16 protein-coding genes are annotated in these 14,560 nt (G+C 67.1%); 7 read left to right on the top strand and 9 right to left on the bottom strand.

The annotated features are described in order from the left end of the window. Nucleotides 1-61 precede the first annotated feature (61 nt). Genes AC5P66_RS07040 through prmB form a run of 3 tightly spaced genes read right to left on the bottom strand, consistent with a single transcriptional unit; the run spans nucleotide 62 to nucleotide 3,121 of the window. Entirely contained in the window at nucleotides 62-1,099 is a 1,038-nt protein-coding gene (locus AC5P66_RS07040; RefSeq protein ID WP_111096889.1) for a 2-hydroxyacid dehydrogenase, read from the bottom strand. Continuing rightward, nucleotides 1,092-2,195, bottom strand: coding sequence for a chorismate synthase (gene aroC, locus AC5P66_RS07035; protein ID WP_262222756.1), 1,104 nt, complete (start codon nucleotides 2,193-2,195; stop codon nucleotides 1,092-1,094). The genes AC5P66_RS07040 and aroC overlap by 8 nt, the downstream gene beginning before the upstream one ends. Further along, nucleotides 2,192-3,121, bottom strand: coding sequence for a 50S ribosomal protein L3 N(5)-glutamine methyltransferase (prmB, locus tag AC5P66_RS07030; RefSeq protein ID WP_049414727.1), 930 nt, complete (start codon nucleotides 3,119-3,121; stop codon nucleotides 2,192-2,194). Before prmB ends, aroC begins: the two co-directional genes overlap by 4 nt. 122 nt (nucleotides 3,122-3,243) lie before the next feature. Between prmB and AC5P66_RS07025 the strand changes: the two genes are divergently transcribed. Continuing rightward, on the top strand, nucleotides 3,244-3,894 hold the full coding sequence (locus AC5P66_RS07025; protein WP_049440828.1) for an SCO family protein: 651 nt from the start codon (nucleotides 3,244-3,246) through the stop codon (nucleotides 3,892-3,894). Then, complete coding sequence (gene asd, locus AC5P66_RS07020) at nucleotides 3,891-4,733, top strand: archaetidylserine decarboxylase (protein ID WP_134709029.1); 843 nt, start codon at nucleotides 3,891-3,893, stop codon at nucleotides 4,731-4,733. Before AC5P66_RS07025 ends, asd begins: the two co-directional genes overlap by 4 nt. Before the next feature lie 109 nt (nucleotides 4,734-4,842). Here asd and AC5P66_RS07015 read toward each other — a convergent pair whose 3' ends face one another. Both AC5P66_RS07015 and AC5P66_RS07010 read right to left on the bottom strand, forming a co-directional pair. Next, nucleotides 4,843-5,190 carry a ribonuclease E inhibitor RraB gene (locus AC5P66_RS07015; protein ID WP_049414732.1) on the bottom strand — a complete coding sequence of 116 codons (348 nt, stop codon included), beginning with the start codon at nucleotides 5,188-5,190 and terminating at the stop codon, nucleotides 4,843-4,845. A 23-nt stretch (nucleotides 5,191-5,213) separates the two neighbouring features. Further along, nucleotides 5,214-6,824: a transglycosylase SLT domain-containing protein gene (locus tag AC5P66_RS07010; RefSeq protein ID WP_049414734.1), complete on the bottom strand. Its 1,611-nt coding sequence runs from the start codon at nucleotides 6,822-6,824 to the stop codon at nucleotides 5,214-5,216. Nucleotides 6,825-6,946: 122 nt separating this feature from the next. On the opposite strand from AC5P66_RS07010, the gene AC5P66_RS07005 reads away from it, so the two are divergent. Together AC5P66_RS07005 and greB are read left to right on the top strand one after the other, a co-directional pair. Beyond that, the gene (locus tag AC5P66_RS07005) at nucleotides 6,947-8,452 is read left to right on the top strand and encodes a helicase HerA-like domain-containing protein (protein WP_099485963.1); all 1,506 of its coding nucleotides are present in this window, start codon (nucleotides 6,947-6,949) and stop codon (nucleotides 8,450-8,452) included. 126 nt (nucleotides 8,453-8,578) lie between these two features. Then, nucleotides 8,579-9,085 (top strand): transcription elongation factor GreB, encoded by a 507-nt coding sequence (gene greB / locus AC5P66_RS07000; RefSeq protein WP_005418006.1) that lies wholly within the window; start codon nucleotides 8,579-8,581, stop codon nucleotides 9,083-9,085. An 86-nt stretch (nucleotides 9,086-9,171) separates the two neighbouring features. Here the strand turns inward: greB and AC5P66_RS06995 are convergent, their stop codons facing one another. Together AC5P66_RS06995 and rimO are read right to left on the bottom strand one after the other, a co-directional pair. Next, nucleotides 9,172-9,996 (bottom strand): DUF3025 domain-containing protein, encoded by an 825-nt coding sequence (locus AC5P66_RS06995; RefSeq protein ID WP_262222758.1) that lies wholly within the window; start codon nucleotides 9,994-9,996, stop codon nucleotides 9,172-9,174. Further along, nucleotides 9,993-11,354, bottom strand: a complete 1,362-nt coding sequence (rimO, locus tag AC5P66_RS06990; RefSeq protein WP_049414740.1) for a 30S ribosomal protein S12 methylthiotransferase RimO — start codon at nucleotides 11,352-11,354, stop codon at nucleotides 9,993-9,995. The genes AC5P66_RS06995 and rimO overlap by 4 nt, the downstream gene beginning before the upstream one ends. 206 nt (nucleotides 11,355-11,560) lie before the next feature. Between rimO and AC5P66_RS06985 the strand changes: the two genes are divergently transcribed. Genes AC5P66_RS06985 through AC5P66_RS06975 form a run of 3 tightly spaced genes read left to right on the top strand, consistent with a single transcriptional unit; the run spans nucleotide 11,561 to nucleotide 12,834 of the window. After that, nucleotides 11,561-12,232, top strand: a complete 672-nt coding sequence (locus AC5P66_RS06985) for a dienelactone hydrolase family protein (protein ID WP_049414745.1) — start codon at nucleotides 11,561-11,563, stop codon at nucleotides 12,230-12,232. Continuing rightward, on the top strand, nucleotides 12,229-12,651 hold the full coding sequence (locus AC5P66_RS06980) for an HIT domain-containing protein (protein ID WP_049414742.1): 423 nt from the start codon (nucleotides 12,229-12,231) through the stop codon (nucleotides 12,649-12,651). Before AC5P66_RS06985 ends, AC5P66_RS06980 begins: the two co-directional genes overlap by 4 nt. Nucleotides 12,652-12,666: 15 nt before the next feature. Then, complete coding sequence (locus AC5P66_RS06975; protein ID WP_005418011.1) at nucleotides 12,667-12,834, top strand: LiaI-LiaF-like domain-containing protein; 168 nt, start codon at nucleotides 12,667-12,669, stop codon at nucleotides 12,832-12,834. 106 nt (nucleotides 12,835-12,940) lie between these two features. On the opposite strand, the gene dcd is transcribed toward AC5P66_RS06975, so the two are convergent. Next, the gene (gene dcd, locus AC5P66_RS06970) at nucleotides 12,941-13,513 is read right to left on the bottom strand and encodes a dCTP deaminase (RefSeq protein WP_005418012.1); all 573 of its coding nucleotides are present in this window, start codon (nucleotides 13,511-13,513) and stop codon (nucleotides 12,941-12,943) included. An 80-nt stretch (nucleotides 13,514-13,593) separates the two neighbouring features. Continuing rightward, nucleotides 13,594-14,448: an iron-sulfur cluster carrier protein ApbC gene (gene apbC / locus AC5P66_RS06965; protein ID WP_049414747.1), complete on the bottom strand. Its 855-nt coding sequence runs from the start codon at nucleotides 14,446-14,448 to the stop codon at nucleotides 13,594-13,596. Nucleotides 14,449-14,560 lie beyond the last annotated feature (112 nt).

The raw sequence follows: 14,560 nt of genomic DNA, 5'->3' as shown, positions 1-14,560 counted from the left end.
GGAAATCACGCACGACAGCTGGGTTCGGGGAACCTCCTCAAGCGGGGCGCGCGGAGGTTCCCTATCGTTTCCCGGTTTTTTTGCCCAGCGTCACGCGCGCGGCCATCGCCGCGTCAGCGTTGATCGCGCTCGGCATCCGCGACGGGCCGCTGTCCAGGCCGAGCCCGGCAGCCAGATTATCCACGGCCAGCTGTACCATCGCCGTGCGCGTGGCCAGCGAGGCGCTGCCGATATGCGGAGTGAGCACCACGTTGCGCAGCGCCAGCAGCTCCGGGCGCACCGTCGGCTCGCCCTCGTACACATCCAGGCCGGCGGCCGCCAGGTGGCCGTTGGCCAGTGCGTCGGCCAGCGCCAGTTCGTCGACGACGCCGCCGCGGGCGATGTTCACCAGGGTTGCCGTCGGCTTCATCTTCGCCAGCGCAGCCGCATCGATGATGTGATGCGAGGCCGGCGTGTAGGGCAGCACCGTGACCAGATGGTCGGACTGTGCCAGCAGTGTATCCAGGTCCACGTAGGTCGCGCTGAGCGACGCCTCGGTATCGGCCGACAACCGTGAACGGTTGTGGTACAGCACCTTCATGCCGAAACCGTGCGCGCCGCGGCGGGCGATGCCCTGGCCGATGCGGCCCATGCCAAGGATGCCCAGCGTGCTGCCATGGACATCCGCGCCCAGCATGGTCTGGAACGACCACTGCTGCCACTGCCCTTCACGCAGCCAGCGCTCGGACTCGGTGATCCGGCGCGCGGTTGCCATCATCAGGGCAAAACCGAAATCGGCGGTGGTTTCGCTCAGCACGTCCGGCGTGTTGCTGGCCAGGATGCCGGCCGCGCTGAGCGCGTCGACATCCAGGTTGTTGTAGCCGACGCCGACGTTGGCGATCACCTGCAGCTGCGTGGCCGCCGCCACCTGGGCCGCACCGATGCGCTCGTTGAGGGTGATGATCGCGCCGTCGGCGCTGGCCAGCTGTGCGGCGATCTGGTCCGGCGACCAGGCGGTGACGGTGTCGGTGCTGCGCAACTGCACGCGATCGCGCAGCGGCGCGATGGCCGCCTCGATCAGCGGCTGGCTCACCCACACGGTCGGCCGCGTGTCAGCCATCGATCTGCCCGGGAATGCGCGGGGTGATCGTGCCGACATCGCCGCACTGCGCGCGATGGCGCAGCGCCTGGTCCATCAGCACCAGCGCCACCATCGCCTCGGCGATGGGCGTGGCGCGGATGCCGACGCAGGGATCGTGGCGTCCGGTGGTGATCACCTCGACCACGTTGCCGGCCGTATCCAGCGACGGGCCCGGCAGGCGCAGGCTGGAAGTCGGCTTCAGGGCGATCGACGCAACGACCGGCTGGCCGGTGGAGATGCCACCGAGGATGCCGCCGGCATGGTTGCTGGCGAAGCCCTGCGGGGTCAGCAGGTCGCGGTGTTCAGTGCCCTTCTGCGCGGCGCTGGCGAAACCGTCGCCGATCTCCACGCCCTTCACCGCATTGATGCTCATCAGCGCAGCGGCCAGTTCGCCATCAAGCTTGCCGTAGATCGGCTCACCCCAGCCCGGCGGCACGCTGTCGGCGACCACGTCCACGCGCGCACCGACCGAATCACCGGACTTGCGCAGCGCATCCATGTACGCCTCGAGTTCCGGCACCTGTGCGGCGTGCGGCCAGAAGAACGGATTGTCTTCCACCGCCGACCAGTCGAAACCGGCCGGGGTGATGTCGCCCAGCTGCGACAGGTAGCCACGCACGGTGACGCCGAAACGCTCGGCCAGCCACTTCTTGGCGACCACGCCAGCGGCCACGCGCATGGTGGTCTCGCGTGCCGAGGAACGGCCACCACCGCGCGGATCGCGGATGCCGTACTTGTGCCAGTAACTGTAGTCGGCATGGCCCGGGCGGAACTGCTGGCCGATGTTGGCGTAGTCCTTGCTGCGCTGGTCGGTGTTGCGGATCAGCAGCGCGATCGGGGTGCCGGTGGTCAGGCCCTCGTATACGCCGGACAGGATCTCGACCTCGTCGGCCTCGCGACGCGCGGAAGTGTGCCGGCTCTTGCCGGTCGCACGGCGCTGCAGGTCGTGGGCGAATTCGGCCGCGTCCAGCGCCAGCCCCGGAGGGCAGCCATCGATCACGCAGCCGATGGCCGGCCCGTGCGACTCGCCGAACGTGGTGACGGTGAACAGCTTGCCGAACGAATTGGAGCTCACGGGCGCTGCGCCGCCAGTTCGGTGATGCGTGCGCTGTGGGCGATCAGCTCGCGGCATTCGACCGCGAAGATGCCCATCTGGCCGACCTTGAATTCGATCCAGGAAAAATCGACTTCCGGCAGCAGCTTGACCAGATGCTGTTCGGACTCACCCACTTCACAGATCAGCAGACCGTCTTCGCTCAGGTGCAGCGGGGCGTCGCGCAGGATCTTCAACACCAGGTCCAGGCCATCATCACCGGCACGCAGGCCCATTTCCGGCTCGTAGGAATATTCCTGCGGCAGGGCATCAGTCTCGTCGTTGGTGACGTACGGCGGGTTGGTGACGATCAGGTCGTAGTGGCGGCCGGTCAGGCCATTGAACAGGTCCGACTTGATCAGGGTGACGTTGTGCGCCTGCAGGCGCTCCTTGTTCTCCTCGGCCAGCGACAGTGCGTCGTCACTCAGGTCGACGCCGTCCACTTCCCAGTTCGGGTAGTAGTGGCCCATGGCGATGGCGATGCAGCCCGAACCGGTGCAAAGGTCCAGCGCACGGCTGACATCGCGGCCGGCCAGCCACGGCTCGAAGCCGCATTCGATCAGTTCGGCGATCGGCGAGCGCGGCACCAGCGCGCGCGCGTCGCTCTTGAAGCTCAGGCCGGCGAACCAGGCCTCACCGGTCAGGTAGGCGGCCGGGATGCGTTCATCGATGCGACGCTGGAACAGCTCCAGCACGCGCAACTTTTCGGCCTGCAGCAGGCGTGCCTGGCCGTAGGCCGGACCGAGGTCGTGCGGCAGGTGCAGGCTGTGCAGCACCAGCTGGGTGGCCTCGTCCAGCGCATTGTCGTAGCTGTGCCCGAAGGTCAGCCCGGCTTCGTTGAAACGGCTGGTGCCGTAGCGGATCAGATCGATGATCGTATGGAGTTCGGCGGCCGTTTCAGCGGTCATGGCGGTACTGCGGGCAAAGTGGCCCCCGATTATAGGGGCTGGCGCCCGCGGCGGCATCCGTTGCGGCGGAAACGATCGGGCCGCAGCCGGTATGATGGAGCCCATTTCGCGCGGGAGCCCCCATGTTCAATCGCAACGCCGGCATCATCCTGCTGATCGCCCTGGCCGCGGGGCTCGGCCTGCTCGCCGCCCAGCAGGTGTTCGCGCCGAAGCCGCCGGCCAACGCCCCGGCCACCGAAGCGATCACCCTGTACCCGCAGCCGCGTGAACTGCCCGACTTCAACCTGGCCCAGTCCGACGGCACCCGCCTGATCCCGGGCGAGCTGAAGGGCCACTGGACCCTGGTGTTCCTGGGCTTCACCTTCTGCCCGGACGTCTGCCCGACCACCCTGGCCGAGCTGGCCGGCGCGCAGAACCAGTGGGAAGCCCTGCCCGACAGCCTGCGCCCACGCGTGCTGTTCATCTCGGTCGACCCGGACCGCGACAGCGCCACCCGCCTCGGCGAGTACGTGCACGGCTTCCACAAGGACACCCTGGCTGCCACCGCCGATATCCCCTCGCTCGAGCGCTTCGCCACCTCGCTGGGCTTCGTGTTCCAGAAAGTGCCGGGCAAGCATTTCGACGAGAACGCCGAGGATTACACCGTCGAGCATTCGGCCAGCCTGGCCGTGCTCGACCCGCAGGGCCGCCTTGCCGGCCTGGTGCGCCCTCCGTTCAACGCGCCGGCGATCGCCCGCGACCTGCACAAGCTGACCGAGAAAACCGCCCCATGAGCCTCACCACCGCCCTGACGTACGCCCTGCCCCATCGCCTGCTGTCCTCGATGGCACGCTCGCTGGCGTACTCGGACGATCCGCGCGTGTCGCGCTGGCTGATCGACACCGTCACCCGCAAGTTCAACGTCAACCTGGACGAAGCGGCCAACCCGGACCCGCGCAGCTATGCGACCTTCAACCAGTTCTTCACCCGCGCGTTGAAGCCGGGCGCCCGCGTGGCCGACGCCGATCCGCGCAGCCTGGTGATGCCGGCCGACGGCAGGATCAGCCAGCTCGGCAGGATCGAGGCCGGCCGCATCTTCCAGGCCAAGGGCCAGTCGTTCACTGCCGCCGAACTGCTGGGCAGCGCCGAGGATGCCAAGCCTTACAACGATGGCCTGTACGCCACCGTGTACCTGTCGCCGCGCGACTACCATCGCGTGCACATGCCGTGGACCGGCACCCTGCGTGAAACCGTGCACGTGCCAGGACGCCTGTTCAGTGTCGGTCCCGCAGCCGTCAACGGCGTACCGCGCCTGTTCGCACGCAACGAGCGTCTGGTTTGCCACTTCGACACCAGCTTCGGCCCGATGGCCAGCGTGATGGTCGGCGCGCTGCTGGTGTCCGGCGTGGAAACCGTGTGGAGCGGCGAGGAGATCCCGGCCTACGGCGACCGCATCACCCGCAAGGACTACCGCGGCCAGGGCATCAAGCTGGAGCGTTTCGCCGAGATGGCACGCTTCAATTACGGCTCGACCGTGGTGGTGCTGCTGCCGCCGGGCGTGGCCGAGTTCGCACCGCATCTGGATGCCGAGCATCCGGTGCAGCTGGGCCAGGCGCTGGCAAAACTGCGCTGACCGTAGATCCACGCGATGCGTGGATGAATTCAACGGGATGCCGGCCAGCGGCCGGCACTACCGGGTCTGTAGAGCCGAGCATGGGCTCGGCTCTACAGACGCAAGACGATTACTGCAGGACCGGTGCCGGGCCGACGTCCATGCCGTCGTAGTCTTCCACGCCGTGCTCCGCGGCCAGCGCCGCGAATTCCTGGTTGCGGCGGTCCAGCGAGGCTTCGTCGTGGATTTCCACGCGCTCCACGTGCAGCACGTGGAACGGCGCGTCGCCCTCTTCCGGCTCCTGCTCGAAGAGTTCCACGAACGTGTAGCCCTGCGCCTGCAGGTGCTGGGCCAGCGCCTGCAGCGGCTCGGCACTGGCGTGGACGAAGAAATACCCCCACAGCAACGGGCCGTTGATGTCCCAGTCGGTGTTCTCGCGGAGGTTGGCGAACAGGTTGCGGGTGGCTTCGAGGTCCATACGGATTCCAGTGGTCTTGGGAATTACTTGTCGCAGCCCTGCAGCTTCAGCGTCTGGCCCTGGCGCAGGCTGTAGGCCGGAGCCTTCAGGCCGTTGGCGCGGGCCAGGGTCGGCAGGTCGCACTGGAACTTCGCGGCGATGGCGCCCAGGGTCTCCCCCCGGCCCACCTTGTGGCTGCGCGCCGGCTTCGGCCGGGCGGCCGGCGCCGGGCGCGGTGCCGCCACTGCAGCCACCGGTGCGGTCGGCACGCTGGTGGATGCAGCCGCGTCGGCAACCGGCACCACGCCGCCCACGGCGACGCTGCCGGTGTAGCTGGCCGCGGTCGGGCGCTTGATCGCCGCGTTGAGATCAGCGGTGATCAGCGTGCGGGCGAGGTCGGCACGCGGACCACTGACACAATTTCGCTGGTACAGGCCGGCGATGCGGGTGGTGGCGTTGATCAGCGTACCGGCCGGAATCCAGCCATCGGCTTCATAACGCGGGTTGAGGTTGCGCAGCGCGCGCATGTAACCATCACGGGTGCCGTGGCTGCCCAGGCAGATGGTCAGTTCGTAGATGGTGGTGGACTTGGCCAGCCGCAGCGTGGCCGGCTGCGCGCTGATCTTCGGGAACTCCACGCCGTACTGCTGCGGGTGCAGGAAGATCCAGGCCGCGGCGATCACCATCGGCACGTAGTCCTTGGTCTCGCCCGGGAACTGGTTGTAGACGCTGTCGGTCCAGAAGCTCTGCCCACCGCTCTGCTTGAACACGCGCGCAGCACGGCCTTCGCCACCGTTATAGGCGGCCACCGACATTTCCACGTTGTTGTTCAGTTCACGCAGACGCTCGTTGAGGTAGCTGGCGCTGGCCTCGGCGGCGCTGCGCGCGTCGAAGCGGGTATCGAAGCCGGTGCCGTCCGGGCCCAGGCCGAAACGGCGGCCGGTGGCTGGCATGAACTGCATCAGGCCGGCGGCGCCGGCGCGCGAGGAAGCATGCACACGGCCATTGGATTCCTTGGCCATGATCCCGAACAGCAGCGCCTCGGGCAGGCCACGCTTCTCCCACTCCGGCCACATCACCGCGCGCAGGTTCTGGTAATTCTCGTAGCTGGTCAGCAGCGCCGGGCGCATGTCGGTCAGCCAGCGGCGGATGCCGGCCTGCACCGCCGGGTTGTACTCGACCATCGTGTCGAAGGCGTGCCGCTTGTCGTTCAGCAGCGCGGCAGCGCGCGCGGCCTCGGGCACGTCGGCGGTGAGCGGGCCGATGTGGTCCGGGTCGGCTTCCAGGCGGTCACCGCCCTCGTCGGCCACGTCATCGCTGGCGGCGGCATCGGCGTCGTGCTTGAGCAGCCGCTTGTAGCTGGCCAGCAGGGTCCCCATCTGGCAGCCCTTCTGCTTGACGCAGTCGTTGAGGACATCTTCCATGTCCTCCAGCGCGGCATCGGCCTCGTTGCTGCCCTTGGGATCGGCGTTGGCGACCAGCAGCAGGGCATCGCCGTAGCGCTTTTCGGCGGCGGTCATGCGCTGCTGCAGCGCATCCACCTTCACCTTGTCCCGGGCCGAAACCCGCTGTGCGTAGGCGTCGGGCGCCAGGGAAACCAGGCCGGCCAGGGCCAGCAGCGGCCAACCGCGGGAAATCAGGACAGGAACGGGCATTGATGGCACTGTGTGCGAAACAGGCAGGCAGAGTAGCGGCGCCGCCAAGGTCCGGGCAAGCCGACCTTCGGACCGTCACTGCCGGCGGTTAACATTGGACTATTCATCACAAGGGCTGGACCATGGATCCGATTCTGCTCGGCAAAGGCATTACCGACGATATTGCCGTCACCCTGCTGCCGAAACTCGGCAACCGCCACGGTCTGGTGGCCGGCGCCACCGGTACCGGCAAGACCGTGACCCTGATGACCCTGGCCGAGGGCTTCTCGCGACGGGGCGTGCCGGTGTTCCTGGCCGATGTGAAGGGCGATGTCTCCGGCCTGGCCGTGCCCGGCAGCGGCGCCGAGAACCTGCTCCAGCGTGCCGCCGAGATCGGCGTGGCCGACTATGCGCCGGCCGCCAGCCCGACCCTTTTCTGGGATCTGTACGGCAAGCTGGGCCACCCGGTGCGCACCACGGTCAGCGAGATGGGCCCGACCCTGCTGGCGCGCATCCTCGAATTGAACGACACCCAGGCCGGGGTACTCGACATCGTATTCAAGTTGGCCGACGACCGCGGCCTGCTGCTGCTGGACATGGACGACCTGCGCGCCCTGCTCGGCCTGGTCGCCGAGGAGCGCAAGGACATTTCCACCGAGTACGGCCTGGTCAGTGCGCAGTCGATCGCGGCCATCCAGCGTTCGGTGCTGCGCCTGGCGCAGGACGGTGGCGAGAATTTCTTCGGCGAACCGGCGCTTGAACTGGCCGACATCATGCGGGTCAACCACGACGGCCGCGGCATGATCGGCATCCTCGCCGCCGACCAGCTGGTGCTCAAGCCCAGGCTTTATTCCACCTTCCTGCTGTGGCTGCTGTCGGAACTGTTCGAGCAGCTGCCGGAAGTGGGCGACCTGGACAAGCCGAAGCTGGTCTTCATCTTCGACGAGGCGCACCTGCTGTTCGATGATGCACCGCCGTCGCTGGTGCAGCGCATCGAGCAGGTGGTGCGCCTGATCCGTTCCAAGGGCGTGGGCGTGTACTTCTGCTCGCAGTTCCCCGACGACGTGCCGGGCAACATTCTCGGCCAGCTGGGCAATCGCGTGCAGCACGCACTGCGTGCGTTCACCCCGCGCGACCAGAAGGCGGTGAAAACCGCGGCCGAGACGTTCGTGCCGAATCCGAAGCTGGACGTGGCCAAGGTACTGAGCCAGCTCGGCACCGGCGAGGCGCTGGTATCCACGCTGCAGGACAAGGGCGTGCCGATGCCCGTGCAGCAGACGTTGATCGCGCCGCCGCGCTGCCGGATGGGACCGATCACCGAGGCCGAGCGTGCACAGGTACGCGCCGGCAGCCCGGTCGGCAGCCGCTACGACACCGCGGTCAACCGCGAATCGGCCGCCGAGCTGCTGGCCCAGCGTGCACAGAAGACCGTCGAACAGGCCCAGGCGCCGGCCGCGCGCAGCCGCGAGCAGGACGACGCACAGGAAGGCGGGTTCGGCCAGGCCATCAAGGACGCGATCTTCGGCACCAAGCGCCGCCAGGGCATGATCGAAACCATGGCCAAGCAGACCACGCGCACTGTCGGCACCAAGCTGGGCAACCAGATCGTGCGCGGCATCCTCGGTGGCATCTTCGGCGGCAAGCGCTGATCTGCCACGGCCGGGGTCAGAGCCCTTTCCGCTGGAAAGGGATCTGACCCCAGGGTCGGATCCCTCCCGCCAGGGAGGGCTCCGACCCCGCTCCCCGTTCGTCATCCAGAAAAGAAGCCGTATTGCATGTCCCGTTGGCGTCCCCCCGCAGAAAAAAGCACCGCCCTGATCACCGCCTCCGGGCATGCGCGACTGAAGGCCGAACTGGATGAGCTATGGCGCGTGCGTCGCCCGGAGGTGGTGAAAGCGCTCGCCGCCGCTGCCGCAGAAGGCGACCGTTCCGAGAACGCCGAGTACACCTACCGCAAGAAGCAACTGGGCGAGATCGACCGCCGCGTGCGCTACCTGACCAAGCGGCTGGAATCGCTGCGCGTGGTCGATACCACGCCAACCGATCCGCTGGCAGTGTTCTTCGGCGCGTGGGTGGAACTGGAGAATGTGGACAGCGGCGACACCAGCCGCTATCGCATTGTCGGTCCGGATGAGACCGATGCGGGCCTGGGCTGGATCAGCATCGATTCCCCCCTGGCGCGTGCGCTGCTGAAGAAGCGGCTGGATGATGAGTTCTCGGTGGAGCTGCCTGGCGGGCAGTTCACCTTTGCGGTGATCGGGGTGGAGTACGAGCCTGTGTAGCGTCGAGCCATGCTCGACCTCGCTGTCCATGCGGAGCCGAGCCCATGTTCGGCTGATGCGCCGCGCAGCCGAGCATGGGCTCGGCTCTACAACGGCGGTGGGTATGTGCGCCCCGCACGCAACGGGCGGAAATAATCGGCATTGCGATAGAAGGCGGAATCCTGCACGCCATGCCAGCCGGGAATACCGGCCAATGGCAACGGCCGCAGCTGCAGCGGATCGGTCACTGCCCTGCCCTCGGCGATGGCCGCGGTCACCGCGTCAACACAGGCCGCATCGGCATCGCTTTGCACCACCACGCACTTGCCCACCAGCAATCGCCCCGGCAGCAGCGCCTGCTCCATCAGCGCATGCCCGAACATCGCCACGATGGCGATGTCGCCGCTGTGCCAGCGCGTCGGCTCGAACACTGCAGGCCAGTCATGCTCATCCCATGCGCGCAGCACAGTGCCATCGCGCACACGCACGATCACGCCGGCTTCGTCGAACTGGGTCAAGGCGGCCTGCGCGCGGTTGCGCTGGCCGGGTGGCATCGCCTTGATATGCAGGCACTGCCGCACGTTGAGCGCTCGCTTCAGCTGCGGCTGTGAGGCCCACACCAGCGCATTGAACAGGTCGTGCCAGTTGCCGGCACGGGTGGCGATGCGTCCCTGCGCGATACGCACTTCGTAGTGCAGGCCATCGGCCAGCAGCGCGGCGTCCTGTTCAACCAGGCGCTTGCCCGGCACGGCCAGGCGTGCATCTAGCGCCGCGATGGACGGCCACGCGGTGCCGTCCAGAAGGTCACGGAAGTCATCAAGTCCGGCAAACAGCGGATGCTCGAACCGCCGTGCAGGCACCGCCGCACGTGGCGGCGGTACGAAGCGCCGTGAACTGCCGCCGTTGCCGGTGGCGGCCGTCGCTGCGGTCACAGCACCTTGAGGTCGAACGCCGGACGGGGGGCGGCCGCCAGCGCGTCACCGTACAGGTCGTGCTCGTCGCTCTCGGTGATCTCCACGTCGACGAATTCGCCCACGCGCAGCGGCACCTGGTCGGCATTCTGGATGTGCACCAGGCCGTCGATCTCCGGGGCATCGGCCTTGGAGCGGGCCACGGCGATATCGCCTTCGATGGCGTCGACCAGGCACTGCTGCACGGTGCCGATCTTGGCTTCCAGGCGTGCGGCGGAAATCTGCGCCTGCTTCTCCATGAAGCGGGCCAGACGCTCCTGCTTCACCTCTTCCGGCACGGCGTCAGGCAACTCGTTGGCGGTGGCACCCTCGACCGGCGAGTAGGCGAACGCACCGACGCGATCCAGCTGCGCCTCGTCGAGGAACGACAGCAGTTCCTCGAACTCGGCTTCGGTCTCGCCCGGGAAGCCGACGATGAAGGTCGAACGCACAGTGATGTCCGGCGCGATACGGCGCCAGTTCTGCACGCGCTCCAGGGTCTTCTCCACCGCGCCGGGGCGCTTCATCAGGCGCAGGATGCGCGGGCTGGCATGCTGGAACGGGATGTCCAGGTACGGCAGGATGCGGTTCTCGGCCATCAGCGGCACCACTTCGTCCACGTGCGGATACGGGTAGACGTAGTGCATGCGCACCCATGCATCCAGCTCCGACAGGCCTTCGCACAGCGCCTTCAAACGGGTCTGGTAGGCCTTGTCGCGCCACATCCTTTCGGCGTACTTCACGTCCACGCCGTAGGCCGAGGTGTCCTGCGAAACCACCAGCAGCTCGCGCACGCCGCCACGCACCAGGCGCTCGGCTTCACGCAGCACCTCGTCGACCGGGCGCGAAACCAGCTTGCCGCGCATCGACGGAATGATGCAGAAGCTGCATTTGTGGTTGCAGCCCTCGGAAATCTTCAGGTACGCGTAGTGCCGCGGAGTCAGCTTGATACCGTAGTCGGGCACCAGGTCCACGAACGGATCGTGCTTGGGCGGCAGTGCTTCATGCACCGCTTCCATCACGCTCTGGTAATCCTGCGGGCCGGACACCGCCAGCACGTTGGGGTACGCCTCGCGGATCTGCTCCGGGCGCTTGCCCAGGCAGCCGGTGACGATGACCTTGCCGTTCTGGTTCATCGCCTCGCCGATCGCGTCCAGCGACTCGGTCACCGCCGAATCGATGAAGCCACAGGTGTTGACCACCACCACGTCGGCCGAATCGTAGGACGGGACGATGTCGTAGCCTTCCGAGCGGAGCTGGGTGAGGATGCGCTCGGAATCGACGAGGGCCTTCGGGCAGCCAAGGCTGACGAAGCCGACTTTGGGGTTCAGCTGGGACATGGAAATCGCGGGACTCTGGGGGCCTGGGCCCCTGCCGGCATGGCAGGGGTTCCTGGGGGCCGGGGCCTGAAAGGGCGCCAGTATACCGGGGTTGGCGGCGTCGCTCTGAACGGCCAGCCGCCCGATCGCGCACAGCCACTGACACCGCGCTAACCCGCGCAGCAACGACAATGCAGCCCTGTCCCCTGCAACGAGAGTAGATGACGATGGCCGAATGGATCACCCTGGATACGCATCACGGCCCGGTACGGGCGTGGCAGGCCCTGCCGGAAGGCACCGCGCGCGGCGGCCTGGTGGTGGTGCAGGAAATCTTCGGCGCCAATCCGCATATCCGCAGCGTGGCCGAGCGCTTCGCGGCGGAAGGTTATGCGGTGCTGGCGCCCTCGTTCTTTGACCTGCTCGATGGCCCCGACGCCGATCCGGACGCGCTGCCCTACGACGCCGAAGGCGTGAAGCAGGGCCTGGAACGGGTCGGCGCGCTGGGCATGGAGCGGGCGCTGGAAGTGGTCCGCGCCGCGGCCACCCGGCTGGCCCCCTACGGCAAGGTCGGCACCGTCGGCTACTGCTGGGGCGGTACGGTGGCGATGCTGTCCGCAGTGCGCCTGGGGCTGCCGTCGGTCAGCTACTACGGCGCACGCAACGTCCAGTTCCTTGATGAGACACCCAAGGCGCCGGTGATCTTCCACTTCGGCGCCCAGGACCGCAGCATCCCGCCGGAAGCAGTGCAGGCCCACCGCGAGAAGCTGCCGCAGATGGCCACCTACGTCTATCCGGCCGATCATGCCTTCAACCGGGAGGTCGGACATGCGTATGATCCAGACAGCGCCGCCCTGGCGCTGCAACGCACCCTGGACTTCTTCTCGGAGCATCTTGGATGAGCGAATTCGAACTCGATTCACGCCTGGCCACCGATAGCGTGCTGGTGGCGGAAGGACCGTTGTCGCAAGTGCGGCTGATGAACGACGAACGATTCCCCTGGCTGGTGCTGGTACCGCGCCTGGCCGGGGTCACCGAGTGGATCGAGCTGGACGGCGAGCAGCAGGACAAGCTGCGCACCGAGCTCAACCGCGCCTGCAAGGCCCTGAAGGGCTCCGACGGAGTGGAAAAGATCAACATCGGGGCGCTGGGCAATATCGTGCGCCAGCTGCACTTCCATGTGATCGGCCGCCATGACGGTGATCCGGCCTGGCCGGGCCCGGTCTGGGGCAGCGGCCCGGCGCACCGCTACGAGCCGGCGGCGCTGGACCAGCATGTCGCCTACTGGAAGGAACGGCTAGGATATCCGGCCCTGTCCTGAGCCTCCGCCGACCCGATGCGATTCAACCTCGTTGCCGCCGTCCTGCTGATCCTGATCGGCCTGTTCATGCTCGCCAGCAATCTCGGCTGGACGCACCTGAACCTGTCCAAGCTGCTGCTGACCTGGTGGCCGGTGGCCCTGGTGGGTGTCGGCATCGCGATGCTGTTCGGTCGCGGCAAATAAGGAAGGCGGCGCATTGCGCCGCCTTACTTCATGTAGAGCCGAGCCATGCCCGGCGGCCCGGCATTGAAGCCGAGCATGGCTCGGCTCCACAAATCGCCTGCGATCTTCAGGTCCGCGGCAGGGTCACGCCGGTCTGGCCCTGGTACTTGCCGCCACGGTCGCGGTACGACGTCTCGCAGATGTCATCGGCAGCCGCCTGGAAGAACAGCATCTGCGCCACGCCTTCGTTGGCGTAGATGCGCGCCGGCAGCGGCGTGGTGTTGCTGAATTCCAGGGTGACGTGGCCTTCCCATTCCGGCTCCAGCGGCGTCACGTTGACGATGATGCCGCAGCGCGCGTAGGTGCTCTTGCCCAGGCACACCACCAGGGTATCGCGCGGAATGCGGAAGTACTCCACGGTACGCGCCAGCGCGAAACTGTTCGGCGGGATGATGCACTCATCGCCGACGATATCCACGAAGCTGCCCGGATCGAAGTGCTTGGGATCGACGATCGTCGAGTTGATGTTGGTGAACACCTTGAACTCGCGCGAGCAGCGCACGTCATAACCATAGCTGGACGTGCCGTAGCTGACGATGCGCTGGCCGTTGGCCTGCTTGACCTGCCCGGCCTCGAACGGCTCGATCATGCCGTGCTGCTCGGACATGCGGCGGATCCAACGGTCACTCTTGATGCTCATGCTTTGTCCTGAGGGGATACGAGGGGGCGCGAGGATTCTAGCAGGGGGCCGGCCTGCCCCGGCGGCCCCTGCACCTGCACTTACAGCAGCGAGGACAGGATCGGGATCGAGGCCCGCGGGCGCTTGCCGACTTCCTCGATCAGGCGCTGCGCGGCATGGCGGTAGGCCTGGGCCGGTGCCGAATCCGGCTGGGCCACGGTGATCGGCGTGCCCGCATCGCCCTGCTCGCGGATGCCGATCTGCAGCGGCAGCGACCCCAGCAGCGGCACGCCGTACTGCGCGGCCATGCGCTCGCCGCCGCCCTCGCCGAACAGGTGCTCGATGTGCCCGCAGCTGCTGCACGTGTGCACCGCCATGTTCTCGACGATGCCCAGCACCGGCACCTCGACCTTCTCGAACATCTTCAGCGCCTTCTTCGCATCCAGCGTGGCGATGTCCTGCGGCGTGGTGACGATCACCGCACCGGCCAGCGGAATCTTCTGGGTCAGGGTCAGCTGGATGTCACCCGTGCCCGGCGGCAGGTCGATCAGCAGGAAATCCAGGTCGTCCCACAGGGTATCGTTGAACAGCTGGGTCATCGCCGAGGTGGCCATCGGGCCGCGCCAGATCATCGGGGTGTCTTCTTCGATCAGGTAGCCGATCGACATGGTGTCCACGCCGAACGCACGCAGAGGCTCGATGCTCTTGTTGTCCGGGCTTTCCGGGCGGCCGGACAGCCCCAGCATGGCCGGCACGCTGGGGCCGTAGATGTCGGCGTCGAGCACGCCCACCCGCGCACCGAGCTGTTGCAGCGCCACGGCCAGGTTCACCGAGGTGGTGGACTTGCCGACGCCGCCCTTGCCCGAACCGACCGCGATGACATTGCGGATGCGGGCATGCGGCGCAAGTCCCTTCTGGACCTGGCTGGCATGGGGACGGCGGGGAGAACTGTTCACAACGAGCACCGGCGGAGTCAGGGGGATAACCCAACATCATACAAGCTGGACGTAACCTGACTGAAATTCAGGATTGCGACGGATTCGTGCACAGATTGTTAAGTTCATGTTA

It is taken from the genome of Stenotrophomonas sp. YJH_SMC_122, from assembly GCF_059369535.1.
This window is presented reverse-complemented; position numbering and strand designations above follow the sequence as displayed.

What these genes read in the sequence shown, in the direction of transcription:
- AC5P66_RS06985 (WP_049414745.1), top strand. Translation starts at nt 11,561, where the DNA reads ATGGCCGAATGGATCACCCTGGATACGCATCACGGCCCGGTACGGGCG.
- AC5P66_RS07015 (WP_049414732.1), bottom strand. Translation starts at nt 5,190, where the DNA reads ATGGACCTCGAAGCCACCCGCAACCTGTTCGCCAACCTCCGCGAGAAC.
- AC5P66_RS07040 (WP_111096889.1), bottom strand. Translation starts at nt 1,099, where the DNA reads ATGGCTGACACGCGGCCGACCGTGTGGGTGAGCCAGCCGCTGATCGAG.
- rimO (WP_049414740.1), bottom strand. Translation starts at nt 11,354, where the DNA reads ATGTCCCAGCTGAACCCCAAAGTCGGCTTCGTCAGCCTTGGCTGCCCG.
- AC5P66_RS07005 (WP_099485963.1), top strand. Translation starts at nt 6,947, where the DNA reads ATGGATCCGATTCTGCTCGGCAAAGGCATTACCGACGATATTGCCGTC.
- asd (WP_134709029.1), top strand. Translation starts at nt 3,891, where the DNA reads ATGAGCCTCACCACCGCCCTGACGTACGCCCTGCCCCATCGCCTGCTG.
- dcd (WP_005418012.1), bottom strand. Translation starts at nt 13,513, where the DNA reads ATGAGCATCAAGAGTGACCGTTGGATCCGCCGCATGTCCGAGCAGCAC.
- AC5P66_RS06980 (WP_049414742.1), top strand. Translation starts at nt 12,229, where the DNA reads ATGAGCGAATTCGAACTCGATTCACGCCTGGCCACCGATAGCGTGCTG.
- greB (WP_005418006.1), top strand. Translation starts at nt 8,579, where the DNA reads ATGTCCCGTTGGCGTCCCCCCGCAGAAAAAAGCACCGCCCTGATCACC.
- prmB (WP_049414727.1), bottom strand. Translation starts at nt 3,121, where the DNA reads ATGACCGCTGAAACGGCCGCCGAACTCCATACGATCATCGATCTGATC.
- AC5P66_RS07010 (WP_049414734.1), bottom strand. Translation starts at nt 6,824, where the DNA reads ATGCCCGTTCCTGTCCTGATTTCCCGCGGTTGGCCGCTGCTGGCCCTG.
- AC5P66_RS07025 (WP_049440828.1), top strand. Translation starts at nt 3,244, where the DNA reads ATGTTCAATCGCAACGCCGGCATCATCCTGCTGATCGCCCTGGCCGCG.
- AC5P66_RS06975 (WP_005418011.1), top strand. Translation starts at nt 12,667, where the DNA reads ATGCGATTCAACCTCGTTGCCGCCGTCCTGCTGATCCTGATCGGCCTG.